The following is a 13,899-nucleotide window of genomic DNA, read 5'->3' as shown; positions in this document are numbered from 1 at the left end:
CTTTGGCCGACCGCGGCCGTGGGCCGGGCCGCGGTCGGCCAAAGAGCGGACTACGCCGCCGGACTGGTCCGGTACCGGCGGGCCGAGGTGCAGGGGGCGGCGCGCGGGCGTGCCGCCGGGCGGGGTGCCGCCGGCTGCGGCGGGCTGTCGGCCGGGTACCGTCCCGCCGACCGTGGCGCCCGCCGTCGCGGAGTCGCCGCGCGGCTGCTCGCTCCAGGCGCCCTGGGCGCCGGGGAGGTACAGCAGGTCGTCTTCCTGGCCCTGCCCCTCGTCCCCGGGGTCGTAGCCGACGGGCCGGGCCTCGGCGGATTCGCCGGCAACCTGCGCCTCTTCGGGAGTCTGGCCATGGGCGGCGGCCTGGACGTCTACGTGGCCGGCCGACTGAGCGGGGACTCCATGCGCAGAAGCAGCGCCGTCGGCAGCCTGGGCCGCCACATCGCCATGCGCCGGAAGCCCGTCGCCATGCGCCGGGGCCGCCGTGCCGCCTGCGGGAGTCGTCTCGCCCGTGGTCGAGGTCGTGATGCCGTGGATCGAGGCGCCGTTGTCAGCTACCTGGGCCGCGCCTGCATCGCTCGCAGGCGCGCCGCCGGCGACATCCTGGACCGGGGTGCCGTGGGACTGAGCCGCGACGCCGTAGTCCGCGGCCGCGGCGCCCGCGCCCTGGACCGGGGCGCCAACCCCCTGAGCCGTGGGCCCGGCCTGCGCCGCGACACCCGCCGGCTGCATGTGCACACCGTCGCCATAGTTCACCGGAGCCGCCACGCGCGGATCACCGATCGGCTCCGGCGCCGGAGTCGGGCTCGCGGCGATGGGGGCGGTCGGGGGTGGAGTGTGGGTGCCGGACGGGTCCGGCTGGCCCTCTTCCGGGAGGCTGCCGGTGTCAGTCATGCGTACGTACCCCTCGCCCATCGCTCGTGCTCCTTCCAGCCGCACAGGCACGCCGCGCCCCCTTGCACGGCGAACCGGCCGCCCTTAGCAAGAACGAGCGCACCCGCCGCGCGGCACGACCTGACCCGAGTGTTCAGCTTCACAGACAAACCGACAGGACGCCGCCGACAGCGGCCGCGCAAACTGCAAGTAACGCCACGCGTCTGCCCAATTCACCCGCGAAGCGCCGAACCCCCCGGGCACGGCACACAATCCGCCAGCCTACCTGCCCCGGCGTTCCGCTTCGGCCGGGGGCCGAGACCCGCGGAGGACGGCTCAGGCGCGGCGCGAAGCGGCCAGCAGGAAGACGACCACGCGTTCGCGCTCCGTCCATACGGACGTGGCGGAGGTGTTGAGTTCGACGGACTGCAGCAGCGAGCACTCCACTTCGTAGCCCGCCTCGGCCAGTTCCCGGCCGATCGCCTCGGCCTCGTCCCGGGTCCCGGCGTGCGCCGTGATGCGCTCGGGACGGCGCGCCGCGCACGCCGCCACCACCGGTACGCCGCCGGTGCCGACGCGCACCACGTCGGGCTGCGGCAGGTCCTCGAGGACCTGCGGCGCGGTGCCGTGCACGACCTGCAGCTGCACCCCGAAGCGGCGGGCCGTCGCGGTGGTACGGGCGCAGGCGTCGGCGTCCGAGTCGACGGCCAGCACGGCGGCGCCGAAGCGCGCGGCCTCCACCGCCAGCGCACCGCTGCCGGTGCCGATGTCCCACACCAGGTCGCCCACCCGGGGTCCGAGCCGGGCGAGTTGGGCGGCGCGCAGCTGTGCGGAGGAGCCCGCGTCGGTGCCGGCGCCGTACTCGGGCGTGGGCAGGCCCCAGCCCCGTACCGCCGCCGCCGGATAGTCGGGCTCCCGGCCCAGCAGCCAGCCGCTCGACGACGCCGCCGTCTCGCCGCCGCGGCCGCCGATGACCAGGACGACGTTCGGGTCGCGCCAGGTGTGGCCGTGGACCTTGTCGGAGGTCAGTACGGAGACCTCCTCGCGCTCCGTGCCGAGCTCCTCGCAGATGACGAAGGTGCGGTGGACGCCGTCCAGCAGCAGGGCGAGTTCGGCCGGGCCCGCGCCCGGGGACGTCAGCACGGCGACCTTCGTAAAGGCGCGGCAGACATTCACAGCGCGGCGGAGGTTGCGGCCGTGGGCCACCACCACCTGGGCGTCGTCCCAGGGCATCCCGGCCCGCGCGAAGGCCGTGGCCACCGATGACACCGCCGGGATCGCCTCCACCTCCAGGCCGTGCTCAGGTGCGCGCAGCGCCCGTACGACGCCGAAGAAGCCGGGGTCGCCGTCCGCGAGCACCACCGCCGTGCCGCGGTGCCGGGCGATCCGCCGCGCCGCGAGAGCCACGCTGCCGAGCCGGATCCGCTCCGCGCGGGCCGGGACCTCGGGGAGCTCGAGGTGGTGTCCGGCGCCGGCGACGAGCGTCGCGGCGCCGAGGGCCGAGCGGGCCGCCGCGGTGAGCGGCGTGCCGTCCCAGCCGATCACCGTGACCCGGTCGGCCATCGTTCAGCTCTCTCTCGTGGTCGTGCTCATGAAGTGACGCTTCCGTGGACGAGAAGAGCAGGTTACTTCGATCATTGCCAGTCGGGGTACGCCGAGAAGCTGCCGGCGTCGGCGGCGTCGCCCATGGCTCCGTCCAGGTCCTCGGGAAGCAGGCTCCACAGCAGCAGGTCGGTGCGGATGTCGGTCCAGCCGCCGTCCTCGGTCTTCGACCGCGCTATCCAGGCCGCCCGCAGCACGCCCTCACTGATGAAGCCGGCCTTCTGCGCGACCTGCTGCCCCGCGGCGTTGTCGGCGGCGGTGCGCAGCTCGAGGCGCTCGAACTTCTGGCTGTCGAAGAGCCAGTGCGCGACGGCGAGCACGGCCTCGGTCGCGTAACCCTCGCCGCGGGCCCAGGGCGCGGTGACGTAGGAGATCTCGGCGGCGAGGGTGCGCCAGTCGGTGTGCCGGAGCTGCACGATGCCGACCAGGCGCTGGGTGAGGAACTCCGAGACGGCGAAGACGATGCCGCGCCCCTCGGTGCGCTCCGCGTGCGAGAGGCGCATCGCCCAGGCGCGGGCGTCGGCCTCGGTGTACGGGTGCGGGGCGGTGGTCCAGGCGGTGACCAGCTCGTCGTTCATCATCTCCGCGAGCGCGGGGATGTCCAGGTCGTCGAAGGGGCGCAGCACCAGCCGGTCCGTGCTCAGGGAGACGTCGGGGAACGTCGAAGACATGCACTGCTCCGTAGCGTGACCTGTACCTGTACCCGATCAACCGGACGCGATTAATCAGCTGACCTGCACAGCATGCAGCATCGGCGCGCGGATGCGCCATGCACATCCGCGCGCCTTAGCCGTAAGTGCCTTACTTCACCGGGCCGAAGACGGGAATCGACGACGGGAACTTCTTCTCCATGAACTTCTTCGTCGCGTCCGAGTTCAGCAGCTGTCCCAGCTTCTTGATGGCCGGGTCGTCGCGGTCCTCCTTCTTGACCGCGAGGATGTTGATGTACGGATTGCCCTTGGCCTTCTCCAGCACCAGGGCGTCCTTCTTGGGGGTGAGGCCCGCGCCGATGGCGTAGTTGCCGTTGACGATGGCGGCGTCCACGTCCTCGAGGGCGCGCGGGGTCTGCGCTGCCTCCAGCGGCTTCAGGGTCAGGCCGCCGTCGTCCGCGATGTCGTTCAACGAGGCGTCGAGCCCGGTGCCCTTCTTGAGCTTGATCAGGCCCTGGTCGTCCAGGAGATGCAGGGCGCGGCCCTCATTGGTGGTGTCGTTCGGCAACGCGATGGTGTCGCCGCTGCCGAGGGCGCTGACGTCGTCCACGGACTTGGAGTAGATGCCGATCGGCTCGACCAGGATGCCGACGGTCGGGACCAGGTCCGTGTGCTTCTTCTTGTTGAAGTCGTCGAGGAACGGCACGTGCTGGAAGAAGTTCGCGTCCACATCGCCGTTGGCGAGCGCCTCGTTGGGCTTGACGTAGTCGGTGAACTCCTTCACCTCGACCTTCAGCCCCGCGTCCTTCGCCAGGTTGTCCGCGACGAACTTCACGATGTCGCCGTGCGGGGTCGGCGTGGCCGCGACCGTAATGGTCTCGTCCGAGCCGGCGTCGCCCTCGGAGGTGAGCCCGAGGGTGCCCGCGGTGAGCGCGCCGACCAGGCCGACCGACGCCACGGCGGTGACCGTGGTACGGGTCCGGCGCGGGGCCCGCAGCCACGCGGCGGAGCGGGTGGTGCGGTCGGAGAGCGTACGGACGAAGAAGTCGCCGATCAGCTGGACGACGTTGACGAGCACGACCAGCAGCACGACGGTCGCGAGCATGACGCCGCCCTCGTAGCGCTGGTAGCCGTACCGGATGGCGACGTCGCCGAGGCCGCCGCCGCCGACCGCGCCGGCCATCGCCGAGTAGCCGATCAGCGCGACGACGGTGGTGGTCAGGCCCGCGACCAGCGACGGCAGCGCCTGCGGCAGCAGCGCCTTGAAGACGACGGTGCGGGTGGAGCCGCCCATGGCCTGCACGGCCTCGACGAGCCCGCCGTCGACCTCGCGCACCGCGGTCTCGACCAGCCGCGCGAAGAACGGGATGGCGCTGATGGCAAGCGGCACGATGGCGCCGGTCAGGCCGATGGAGGTGCCGGTCAGGGCGCGGGTGAAGGCGGTGAGCGCCAGCATCAGGATGATGAAGGGCAGCGACCGGCCGACGTTCACGACGAAGCCGATGACCTTGTTGATCAGGGCGTTCTGCAGCGGGCGGCCGCGGTCGGTGAGGACCAGCAGGACGCCGAGCGGGACACCGCCGATGACGGCGATCAGCGACGCCCAGCCGACCATGGCGACGGTCTCGTACAGGCCGGTGAGGAGCTCGGGGCGTATCTCTGACCAGTTCACTGTGCAACTCCCGCGACCAGCTGGGTGTCCTTGACGGCGTCGGCGGCGCCGACGATCTCGATCTGCAGCCCCTGCTCACGCAGAAAGCCAATCGGCACGACGTTCTCCTCGTACGGACCCGGCAGCTCGATCCGCATCCGGCCGACCTGCTTGCCGCCGACGGTGTCCATCGCCGCGCCGAGGATCGAGACGTCGATGTTGTACGTACGGGCCAGGTGCGAGATGACCGGCTGGCCGGTGTTCTCGCCGAGGAAGGTGATGTCGACGACCGTGCGGTCGGGGGCGCCCAGCGGGTCGCCGGTGAGCGGGAAGAGCTCGGCGGCGATCTCGGAGCCGGGGGTGGCGAGGAGGTCGGACAGGGCACCGGACTCGGTGATCTTGCCGTTCTTCATCAGCGAGGCCGAGTCGCAGACGGCCTTGACGACGTCCATCTCGTGCGTGATGAGCAGCACGGTCAGGCCCAGGTCGCGGTTGAGGTCGCGGAGCAGCTGCAGGATCGAGCGGGTGGTCTCGGGGTCGAGCGCCGAGGTGGCCTCGTCGGAGAGCAGCACCTTCGGGTCGCCGGCCAGGGCGCGGGCGATGCCGACGCGCTGCTTCTGGCCGCCGGAGAGCTGGGCCGGGTAGGCCTTGGCCTTGTCGGCCAGGCCGACCAGGTCGAGCAGCTCCAGGGCCTTGCGGGAGCGCTCGGCGCCGGAGTGGCCGAGGATCTCGAGCGGCAGCTCGACGTTGTCCTGGACGGTACGGGCGGACAGCAGGTTGAAGTGCTGGAAGACCATCCCGATGCGGGCGCGGGCCTTGCGCAGCTCGGCGCCGGCGCGCTTGCCGTTGCCGGCGAGTGCGGTGAGGTCGGTGCCGTCGACGGTGACGGTGCCGGAGGTGGGGACCTCCAGCAGGTTCACGGCGCGGATGAGGGTGGACTTGCCGGCGCCGCTCTGTCCGACGACGCCGTGCACCTCCCCCTCCCGCACGTGCAGATCGACGCCGTCCAGGGCGGTGACCTCGCGGTCTCGGGTTCGGTAGACCTTTGTCAGGCCCTTGGTGGTGATCACAGGACTTCCGTCTCCTGGAGAGGTGGCGCGGAACGCGCAGGGGCGCGCCGCATCCCCGTTCGCGTGCAGCGCGAAGCGAGGCATGGGAAGGGCAAAGCTCAGGGAGTGCGGACCTACGGGTCCATCAGCGGGTGGGGCGCACGTTCCGCAGCGCGGAGGGCCCTCGGCGGCCGCCGATCAGTTGCACATTCGACACATACGACGAGCACCGGGCATCATGATCATCTTGATCGCCTCGGTCGCAGGGGTGCGGTCGCTCGTCGTGGTCATGCGGACCAGTAAAACACGTGTCCGCACCCGATCAGAATCTGTCCGCAATACGGACAGCCCATCTCACAGCCCATCTCACCCGACGGTGAGCTCCACCCCTTGACCAGCCTCTTCCGCCCTGACCTCGGACAAGTCCAGCACGGTGGCGTCCGCGTCCAGCAGCTCGTCCGCGCGGTGCGTTGTGGTCAATGCCACGGTGGTCATGCCGGCCGCGCGCCCGGAGGCGAGCCCCACCGGGGCGTCCTCGAAGACCGTGCAGCGCGCCGGGTCCACGCCCAGCTTCTCCGCCGCCACCAGGAACGGCTCCGGGTCCGGCTTGCCGTGCTGCACGTCCTCCGCGCCGATGCACAGCGGCGTACGGATCCCGACCGCGTGCAGCCGCGCCTCGGCGAGCCGGTGCGAGGCCGAAGTGACGACGGCCCAGCACTCGTCCGGCAGCGAGGTGAGCAGGTCGAGGGTGCCGGGCAGCACGGTGATGCCCTCGGCGGAGACGTCCGCGATCTCCAGCTCGGCGATCCGGGCGACGGCCTGGTCCACCTGGTGCTCGGGCAGCAGGTCCGCGATGATCTCGCGGGCCGTCCGTCCGTGCAGCTGGACGCCCGCCCAGGTCTCCTCCGGGATGCCGTACTCCTGCGCCCAGGCGTTCCAGCAGCGCAGCACGGAGTCCATGGAAGAGATGAGCGTGCCGTCCATGTCGAACAGCAGGGCGTCTGTCGAGATCCTCATAGTCCGTGATCGTAAATCCGAAATCGGGACCGCGCGCAGCGAGGGGGCGGGTGAGTCCGTGCCCCCGTCGTCGCGCGAAGCGCGGCGCAGCGGCGTCCGGTGCGTGCGATCGGCGTGCGCTGGAAGCGGTCCTGTGGCGGAGCCACCGGTCCGGTTCCAGCGTGCGGCGAGCGTGCGTGCCGGGCGTCGGGGCGCAGACGGGGGCACGGACTCACCCGCCTGGCCCGCCGAGTAGTCTCAGGGGCCATGTACGAGCCCCTGACCATCGCGCTGGCCGTGGCCGCGCTTGCGCTCGGCGCGTGGTGTGCGCTGGCCGCGTTCCGCGATCAGCCCGCCAAGGACTGGCACTACATCGGGATGGGCGTCGTCACCGCGCTCGCGCTCGGCCAGCTGATCGTCGGCGTGGTGCGGCTGGCCGGGGGCGACGATCCGGAGCAGGGCACGGGCCTGTTCGTGGCGTATCTGATCGGCGCCACACTGACCGTCCCGGCGGCCGGGTTCATGTCGCTCACCGAGCGCTCCCGCTGGGGCTCGGCGACGGCCGCGGCGGGCGGCATCGTGCTGGCCGTGCTGCAGGTGCGGCTCTACGACATTTGGGGGGCGGCCGGTGCGTAGCGAACTGTCCTCGGGGCCCGGACGCCTGCTGGTCACCCTCTACGGCGTCTTCGCCGTCGGCGCCACGTCGCGGGCGATCTACCAGCTCAGCACGCAGTACGACGAGGCCCCGCTCGCCTACGTGCTCTCCGCGGTGGCCGCGGCGATCTACGTCGTCATCCTGATCGCCTTCGTCCGCGGCGGCGAACGCGCCCGCAAGCTGGCGCTGGCGCTGTGCGCCGTCGAGCTCGCGGGCGTGCTCGGGATCGGCACGTGGACGCTCGTGGAGCCGTCCGCCTTCCCGGATCAGACCGTGTGGTCGGACTACGGGATCGGCTACCTCTTCCTGCCGGTGATCGTGCCGGTCATCGGCCTGTGGTGGCTGTCGCGGCAGCGGAAGCCGGAGCCCGGCCGGGAGCCGGCTTCTCCAGCGTGATCAGGCTGAGCTTGGCGTTCACCCGCTGGGTGCTGACCGGGGTGTAGCCGAGCCGCTTGTACAGCCGGAGGTTGGCCTCGCTGCGGTGGCCGGTGAAGAGCTGATAGCTGCTGGCGGCGCCGTCGCCGTTCGCGAGCCGCTCCTCTATGCCGGACATCAGCCGGATGCCGATGCCGTGGCCCTGCATCCGCGGGTGGACGATCAGCTTGGCCAGCTTGGCCGTGCCGTCGCCGTCCACCTCGCCCCGGACCGCGCCGACGATCTCGCTGCCCAGCCGCGCCACCAGGGCGATGCCCCGGCGCAGCTCGGCACGGAGGTCGTCGAGCGTCTGGGTGAGCGGCTCGAGGTTGTAGTCGTCGTAGAGAGCCGCTTCGGGCTGGTAGCAGAGGTACTGCAGCTTCAGGATCTGCTCGGCGTCGCCATCGACGGCCGTGGAAATCGTCACGCTGGTGCCCATGTCCGCGTCATCCTCCCCATCGCCTACCGCCCCCCTTCCCCGCCACACCGACCGTCCAACCCCCGGCGGAGCGGCGAGCTTCACGGCCGCACTCCGTACATTCTCCGCAGCACCGCCAAGCAGCGGGAACGCAGCGGCCCGAGGGATCCCTGTGACATTCCCAACTCGGCGGCGATGGCCCGGTATCCGGGCCGGTCACCGCGCAGGAGTGCACCCATCAGCACCGGGCAGCAGCCCGGGAGCCGGGCGACGGCGTCGTGCAACGCGACCCGTTCCGCGGTGGATAGCCCCGCGGCGGGGGCGTCGGGCGGCGCGGCGCACGGGAATTCACGCCTGATCCGGCGCCGGGCGAGCCGCGCTTCGGTACGGACCGCGACGCGCAGCCATGCCGCCGGATCGGCGGGCGCGGCGGGCAGTTCGAGCAGCCGCAGCCATACGGACTGCCGCAGGTCGGCGGCGTCCCCTTCCGGCACGGCGGCGGCCGCCTCGGCGGCGAGGAGCGGGGCGAGCGAGGGGATCAGGAAAGCGGCCGGCGCCGCACCGGGTCCTGGATGCTGGTACATGCCAGGCGGGACGTACCCGGTGCGGCGCCGGTTGCCGTTACGGCGCGGAGTTCACCCTTGCGAGGCGCGGAAGTCCTCCGCGGCGAGCTTCGCCGTGTCCGGGTTGTCGGAGAAGATGCCGTCGATGCCGGTGGCGTAGTACGTCTTGAAGGCGCCGAAGGCGTCGCCGTACGCGTTCGGGTCGTCGCCGCGCTTGAAGTCCAGCGGCAGGAAGGTGTTTTCGTTCCGCATCGTGTACGGATGCAGCACCAGGCCCGCCGCGTGCGCGTCCTTCACCAGCGTGGTCGGCTGGAGGAGCTTGCCGGTCGCGTCCTTCGGAATGACCAGGTCCAGCGTCGGCCCGATGCCCTGTGCGAAGCCGGCGATCCACTTCAGGCCCTCGGGCTTGATCAGGTCGGCGACCGTGCGCGGGTCGCCGGCCACGACGAAGTCGTACGGGCGCGAGCTCGCGGTGGACAGCAGCACGACGCCCGGGCAGGAGACGAGCTTCTTCATCCGCTGGATCGAGGTCGGCTCGAAGGACTGCACGAAGTTCGGCGCCCGCCGCCCGTCACGGCCGTACTTCTTCAGCAGCCGGGCGAGGGGCGGCTCCAGGGGGAGGCCCTGCTCGATGAAGAAGGTGGGGTGCTTGGTCTCGATGTGCAGCCAGACCTTGCGGCCGGTCTCCCGCTCCTTCTTGTCGGCCCACTTCAGGACCTCCTCGAAGGTGGGGACCTCCCAGCGGCCGTTGTAGATGGTGTTCTCCTGGCGGTTCGCCGGGATGCGTTCGATCGCGCGCAGCGTCTTCAGCTCGGCGAGCGTGAAGTCCTCGGCCCACCAGCCGACGGTGTCCTTGCCGTCCAGCTTCTTGGTCTTCTTGCGGTCGGCGAACTCCGGGTGGTTCGCGACGTCGGTCGTGCCGCCGATCTCCGGCTCGTGCCGGCAGACCAGGTGGCCGTCCTTGGTGATCACCAGGTCCTGCTCGACGATGTCCGCGCCCATGGCGAGGGCGAGCTCGTACGCGCCGATGGTGTGCTCGGGCCGGTAGCCGCTGGCGCCGCGGTGGCCGACCACCGCCGGGACCGGAAGCCGCGAGCCCCCGGACGCCCCCGCGGCGCTCGCGGTCCCGGCGGACGCCCCGAGAGCCGCGCCCGCGGCGCCGAGCGCCGCCGCACCGAGCACAGCTCTTCTGCCCAGACTCGTCATGTGTAGCTCCTCACACGTCGGTGTCCCGCACCTGACAAAGGTCGGGCTGATGCTAGGGCGCCGGACGTGGCTTACGGGAGTCATCTGGCAGAACACCACCCAAATCCCCGTCAACACTGCGTATCCACGGGGTGAACCCGATGTGCGAACAGGGAACCCGCGCGAGTATGGTCCAAAGCCTGCGCAGTGTGCGGTCCGTGCAGGTCGCGGGGGTCACATCAGTCGCAGCAGACACTTAGAACACGGAGGCCTGAAGTTGTTCCGCATCGTGCTCAAGGCGTTTCTCGGATTGCTCATGCGCGTCCTGTTCCGCCCACGGGTCGAGGGCGCGGAGCACATCCCCGGTTCCGGCCCGGTGATCGTGGCCGGGAATCACGTGACGTTCATCGACTCGATGTTCCTGTCGCTGGTGGTGAAGCGGCAGGTGTACTTCATCGGCAAGGACGAGTACGTCACCGGCAAGGGCATCAAGGGCCGCGCCATGGCGTGGTTCTTCGGCGAGATCGGCGGCATGATCCCGGTCGACCGGGACGGCGGCCACGGCGGCGTCGCGGCGCTCATGACCGGCCGCCGGGTGCTGGAGGAGGGCAAGGTCTTCGGCATCTACCCGGAGGGCACCCGCTCCCCCGACGGACGGCTCTACCGGGGCCGTACCGGCGTCTCCCGGCTGGCCCTGATGACCGGCGCACCGGTGGTGCCCTTCGCGATGGTCGGCACCGACAAGATCCAGCCGGGCGGCGCGGGCATCCCGAAGCTGGCCCGCTTCGAGGTCCGCTTCGGCGAGCCGCTCGACTTCTCCCGCTACGAGGGCATGGACCGCGACCGGTACGTGCTCCGGGCCGTCGCCGACGAGGTGATGAGCGAGGTCATGCGGCTCTCGGGCCAGGAGTACGTGGACGTATACGCGTCCAAGATCAAGCAAGCGGCGTAGCGCCTCCGGCGCGGTCCGGCGGTTCTCAGTCCTGGGGGCTCCGCCCCCAGGCACCCTGGGCGACGATCGGGCGCTCCTCCGGCGGCCCGCCCTCCCGCTCCTCGTCCGCCGCCGGGAACCACAGCACGAACGTGCTCCCGTGCCCCAAGCGCGAGTGGAGGCGCACCTGGCCGCCGTGGGACTCGGTGATCTGCCGGACGATCGCGAGGCCGAGACCCGCGTGCCGGTCGCGGCCGGACCCGCCGGGGTTCGTATCGCGCCAGAAGCGGTCGAAGACCCGGCCCTGCTCGCCTTCTCCGATGCCTGGGCCCGCGTCCTCCACCGCGATCCACAGCCACCCGTCTTCGCGTCCCGCGGCCACCGTGATCCACGTGCCGGAGGGCGCGAGCCGTACGGCATTGGAGAGCAGGTTGCCGACGGCGCGGCGCAGGGCGTCGTGGTCGCCTAGGAGCATCAGGCCGGTGGCGAGGTGCGGGCGGATCACCAACCCGCGCTCGGCCGCGAGCGGCTGGAACTCCTCGCACGCTTCCGCCGCCGCAGCCGCGAGGTCCGTGTCGGTGTCCGCGAAAGCGGGCGCGGTGCGGCGGGCGGTCGCCAGCAGGTCCTCCACCAGGCGGGTCATCCGGGTGGTCGCCCGGTCCACGACGCGTACCGCCCGCTTCCGCTCGTCCTCGTCGGACTCCTCGCTGGTCAGGACGGCGTCCAGGCTCGCCCGGATGATCGTCAGCGGCGAGCGCAGCTCGTGCGAGGCATCGTCGACGAGCTGCCGCTGCGCCTTGAAGGACTCCTCGAGACGGTCGAGCATCGAGTCGACCGTGTCGGCGACCATCCGCAGCTCGTCCTTCGGTCCGGCGAGGCGGATGCGGCGGGAGAGGTCCCCGGCGGCCTGGATGTCGTCGGCGGTACGGGCAATGGCGCGTACCGGGCGCAGGGCGCGGCCGGAGAGGATCCAGCCGATGCCGAGGCTGGCGACGGCGAGGCCGCCGAGGGCGGGGAAGGCGAACTTCCTGAGGTTGGAGAGCGTTTCGTAGTTGATCCGCGCCTCCAGGTCGTGGACCTTCACCGCGGGGAACTCCTTGATGACGACGTCCCCTTGACGTGCCTCGACCTGGATCTCCCTGGTCACCGGCGAGGCTTCGCCGCTCCGGTCCACCGCGATATACGCCCCGCCCAGCGCCAGCGCCGTCAGCCCGAACAGGATCGCCGAGTACAGCACCGTCAGCCGGAAACGGATGGTGTGCGTGAAGGCGGGGAGCCGCGGACGCCTCATATCGCGTCCTTCAGGCGGTACCCCTGTCGTATCACCGTCTCGATCAACGGCTCGTCCTCCCCCGTGATCTTCCGCCGCAGTGAACCGACCGTCACCCGCACCGTGTTGGTGAACGGGTCGGCGTTCTCGTCCCATACGTGCTCGAGGAGCTCCTCGGCGCCGATCACCTCGCCGGGGCGGGTCATCAGGTAGTGCAGCACGCCGAACTCCTTCGGCGTCAGCTGCAGGGCGCGATCGCCGCGGAAGGCCTCGAAGCGGGCCGTGTCCAGGCGCAGTTCGCCGACCTCGACCACTGCCGTTCCCCCGTCGTCGCGTCTGAGCAGGGCTCGTATACGAGCGAGGAGCTCGGGCAGCGCGAACGGCTTCACCAGATAGTCGTCCGCGCCCTCGTCCAGGCCCCGCACCCGGTCGGCGAGGCGGTCGCGGGCGGTGAGCATGAGGATCCGCGGGCCGCCGGGGGCGGTGCGGATCTCGCGGCAGACGGAGAAGCCGTCGCCGTCCGGGAGCATCAGGTCGAGCAGCACCAGGTCGTAGTCGTTGACCGCGAGCTTCTCCAGGGCGGTGTCCACCGTGGGGGCGGTGTCGACCGCGTATCCGGAGCGTACGAGCCCGACCCGGAGCGACTCGACCAGATCCTCTTCGTCCTCGACCACCAGCAGCCTCATGAACCGAACCTAATTCCCCTCGATGATCGATTCGGCCGAGTCCAGCGCCTCCGCCATCGGAATCGCGAAACCGATGCCGATGGAGCCCCCTTGGCCGCCGCGCGCGAGGGAGGCGATGGCGGTGTTGATGCCGATCACCCGGCCGCGGGCGTCGACCAGCGGGCCGCCGGAGTTGCCGGGGTTGATGGAGGCGTCGGTCTGGATCGCGGACCTGCGGCCGCCGCTGGAGAGCGACACCTGCCGGTCGGGCGCGGAGACGATGCCCGCGGTCACGGTGCCGGTGAGGCCGAGCGGCGAGCCGACGGCGATCACGCTGTCGCCGACGGCGGGCCGCCCGGAGCGGGCCGGGGTCAGCGGGCGCAGGCCGGCGTCGTCGTCCGGTTCGAGGACGGCTACGTCCCGGCCGCGGTCGCGGCCGAGGACCTCGGCCTCGATGCGGCGGCCGCCGTCGGTGACGAGCTCCACGCGATCGGATTCGCCGACCACATGGGCGTTGGTGAGCACCCGCCCCCGCCGGTCGAAGACGAAGCCGGTGCCCTGCCCGGAGCCGGCCTCCACGGACACGACGCTGGGCAGCACCCGGGCGGCGACGGCGCCGAGGCCCTCGCGCTGCGGGGCCGCGGCGGCGGGCGGCACCGGGTCCGTACCGGAGTCGTCGTCGGCCAGCGCGCCGGCCGCGTAGCCGGCGCCCGCGCCGCCGAGCACGGCGAGCGCGACGGCGGTGATCAGCGCGGTGCGCGGGCCGGTCGTGGTGGTACGGGGCGGGGCCGGCGGTGCTCCGTACGGGGCTGGGCGCTGTCCGTTGGGCGAGGCCGACGGCGGGTCCGAAGGCCGCGCCACCGGCGGCACCGGCGGGCCCGCGACCGTCAGGAAGGCCGGGCCCCGCGGCTCCCCGAGGCCGACGCCCCGGTCCGGCCGTGCGGGCGCCGAATCCCCCGGGCGGGTTCCGTTCGCGGTCATGG

General features: G+C 71.7%; 14 protein-coding genes and 1 pseudogene. 3 read left to right on the top strand and 12 right to left on the bottom strand.

Going from position 1 to position 13,899, the window contains the following annotated elements:
• The 6 genes and pseudogenes from G5C51_RS42530 to G5C51_RS16995 all read right to left on the bottom strand — a co-directional run.
• A pseudogene (locus G5C51_RS42530) lies at nucleotides 1-888 on the bottom strand (hypothetical protein); the annotation flags it as partial.
• A 315-nt stretch (nucleotides 889-1,203) separates the two neighbouring features.
• Nucleotides 1,204-2,430, bottom strand: coding sequence for a precorrin-6y C5,15-methyltransferase (decarboxylating) subunit CbiE (gene cbiE / locus G5C51_RS17015; protein WP_165238160.1), 1,227 nt, complete (start codon nucleotides 2,428-2,430; stop codon nucleotides 1,204-1,206).
• 71 nt (nucleotides 2,431-2,501) lie between these two features.
• Complete coding sequence (locus tag G5C51_RS17010; RefSeq protein ID WP_165238158.1) at nucleotides 2,502-3,140, bottom strand: GNAT family N-acetyltransferase; 639 nt, start codon at nucleotides 3,138-3,140, stop codon at nucleotides 2,502-2,504.
• Nucleotides 3,141-3,270: 130 nt separating this feature from the next.
• On the bottom strand, nucleotides 3,271-4,791 hold the full coding sequence (locus G5C51_RS17005; protein WP_165238156.1) for a MetQ/NlpA family ABC transporter substrate-binding protein: 1,521 nt from the start codon (nucleotides 4,789-4,791) through the stop codon (nucleotides 3,271-3,273).
• On the bottom strand, nucleotides 4,788-5,840 hold the full coding sequence (locus tag G5C51_RS17000) for a methionine ABC transporter ATP-binding protein (RefSeq protein ID WP_338118179.1): 1,053 nt from the start codon (nucleotides 5,838-5,840) through the stop codon (nucleotides 4,788-4,790). Before G5C51_RS17000 ends, G5C51_RS17005 begins: the two co-directional genes overlap by 4 nt.
• A 345-nt stretch (nucleotides 5,841-6,185) precedes the next feature.
• Nucleotides 6,186-6,836: an HAD-IA family hydrolase gene (locus G5C51_RS16995; RefSeq protein WP_165238152.1), complete on the bottom strand. Its 651-nt coding sequence runs from the start codon at nucleotides 6,834-6,836 to the stop codon at nucleotides 6,186-6,188.
• Between the two features lie 246 nt (nucleotides 6,837-7,082).
• Here G5C51_RS16995 and G5C51_RS16990 point away from each other — a divergent pair, with 246 nt between their 5' ends.
• Together G5C51_RS16990 and G5C51_RS16985 are read left to right on the top strand one after the other, a co-directional pair.
• The gene (locus tag G5C51_RS16990) at nucleotides 7,083-7,451 is read left to right on the top strand and encodes a hypothetical protein (protein ID WP_165238150.1); all 369 of its coding nucleotides are present in this window, start codon (nucleotides 7,083-7,085) and stop codon (nucleotides 7,449-7,451) included.
• Entirely contained in the window at nucleotides 7,444-7,866 is a 423-nt protein-coding gene (locus G5C51_RS16985) for a hypothetical protein (RefSeq protein WP_165238148.1), read from the top strand. Before G5C51_RS16990 ends, G5C51_RS16985 begins: the two co-directional genes overlap by 8 nt.
• Here G5C51_RS16985 and G5C51_RS16980 read toward each other — a convergent pair.
• The 3 genes from G5C51_RS16980 to G5C51_RS16970 all read right to left on the bottom strand — a co-directional run bounded on the left by G5C51_RS16980 (nucleotide 7,796) and on the right by G5C51_RS16970 (nucleotide 10,071).
• The gene (locus G5C51_RS16980; RefSeq protein ID WP_165238146.1) at nucleotides 7,796-8,323 is read right to left on the bottom strand and encodes a GNAT family N-acetyltransferase; all 528 of its coding nucleotides are present in this window, start codon (nucleotides 8,321-8,323) and stop codon (nucleotides 7,796-7,798) included. The two genes, G5C51_RS16985 and G5C51_RS16980, sit on opposite strands and share 71 nt — an antisense overlap.
• A gap of 80 nt (nucleotides 8,324-8,403) precedes the next feature.
• Nucleotides 8,404-8,886, bottom strand: a complete 483-nt coding sequence (locus G5C51_RS16975; RefSeq protein WP_165238144.1) for a sigma-70 family RNA polymerase sigma factor — start codon at nucleotides 8,884-8,886, stop codon at nucleotides 8,404-8,406.
• 51 nt (nucleotides 8,887-8,937) lie between these two features.
• On the bottom strand, nucleotides 8,938-10,071 hold the full coding sequence (locus G5C51_RS16970; protein ID WP_165238142.1) for a glycerophosphodiester phosphodiesterase: 1,134 nt from the start codon (nucleotides 10,069-10,071) through the stop codon (nucleotides 8,938-8,940).
• A 256-nt stretch (nucleotides 10,072-10,327) separates the two neighbouring features.
• Between G5C51_RS16970 and G5C51_RS16965 the strand changes: the two genes are divergently transcribed.
• A complete protein-coding gene (locus tag G5C51_RS16965) occupies nucleotides 10,328-11,002 on the top strand; it encodes a lysophospholipid acyltransferase family protein (protein WP_165238140.1) in 675 nt (224 codons plus the stop codon).
• Between the two features lie 25 nt (nucleotides 11,003-11,027).
• Here the strand turns inward: G5C51_RS16965 and G5C51_RS16960 are convergent, their stop codons facing one another.
• Genes G5C51_RS16960 through G5C51_RS16950 form a run of 3 tightly spaced genes read right to left on the bottom strand, consistent with a single transcriptional unit; the run spans nucleotide 11,028 to nucleotide 13,897 of the window.
• Entirely contained in the window at nucleotides 11,028-12,272 is a 1,245-nt protein-coding gene (locus tag G5C51_RS16960; RefSeq protein ID WP_165238138.1) for a sensor histidine kinase, read from the bottom strand.
• On the bottom strand, nucleotides 12,269-12,937 hold the full coding sequence (locus G5C51_RS16955; protein WP_206313956.1) for a response regulator transcription factor: 669 nt from the start codon (nucleotides 12,935-12,937) through the stop codon (nucleotides 12,269-12,271). Before G5C51_RS16955 ends, G5C51_RS16960 begins: the two co-directional genes overlap by 4 nt.
• A 9-nt stretch (nucleotides 12,938-12,946) precedes the next feature.
• Entirely contained in the window at nucleotides 12,947-13,897 is a 951-nt protein-coding gene (locus G5C51_RS16950) for a S1C family serine protease (protein WP_206313955.1), read from the bottom strand.
• Between the last annotated feature and the right edge of the window lie 2 nt (nucleotides 13,898-13,899).

The organism is Streptomyces coryli, assembly GCF_011044975.1.
GTDB lineage: Bacteria > Actinomycetota > Actinomycetes > Streptomycetales > Streptomycetaceae > Streptomyces > Streptomyces coryli.
Note: the sequence above shows the minus strand (reverse complement) of the source record. Positions and strands in the feature narration are given on the sequence as shown.

What these genes read in the sequence shown, in the direction of transcription:
- cbiE (WP_165238160.1), bottom strand. Translation starts at nt 2,430, where the DNA reads ATGGCCGACCGGGTCACGGTGATCGGCTGGGACGGCACGCCGCTCACC.
- G5C51_RS17010 (WP_165238158.1), bottom strand. Translation starts at nt 3,140, where the DNA reads ATGTCTTCGACGTTCCCCGACGTCTCCCTGAGCACGGACCGGCTGGTG.
- G5C51_RS16995 (WP_165238152.1), bottom strand. Translation starts at nt 6,836, where the DNA reads ATGAGGATCTCGACAGACGCCCTGCTGTTCGACATGGACGGCACGCTC.
- G5C51_RS16990 (WP_165238150.1), top strand. Translation starts at nt 7,083, where the DNA reads ATGTACGAGCCCCTGACCATCGCGCTGGCCGTGGCCGCGCTTGCGCTC.
- G5C51_RS16980 (WP_165238146.1), bottom strand. Translation starts at nt 8,323, where the DNA reads ATGGGCACCAGCGTGACGATTTCCACGGCCGTCGATGGCGACGCCGAG.
- G5C51_RS16975 (WP_165238144.1), bottom strand. Translation starts at nt 8,886, where the DNA reads ATGTACCAGCATCCAGGACCCGGTGCGGCGCCGGCCGCTTTCCTGATC.
- G5C51_RS16970 (WP_165238142.1), bottom strand. Translation starts at nt 10,071, where the DNA reads ATGACGAGTCTGGGCAGAAGAGCTGTGCTCGGTGCGGCGGCGCTCGGC.
- G5C51_RS16960 (WP_165238138.1), bottom strand. Translation starts at nt 12,272, where the DNA reads ATGAGGCGTCCGCGGCTCCCCGCCTTCACGCACACCATCCGTTTCCGG.
- G5C51_RS16955 (WP_206313956.1), bottom strand. Translation starts at nt 12,937, where the DNA reads ATGAGGCTGCTGGTGGTCGAGGACGAAGAGGATCTGGTCGAGTCGCTC.
- G5C51_RS16950 (WP_206313955.1), bottom strand. Translation starts at nt 13,897, where the DNA reads ATGACCGCGAACGGAACCCGCCCGGGGGATTCGGCGCCCGCACGGCCG.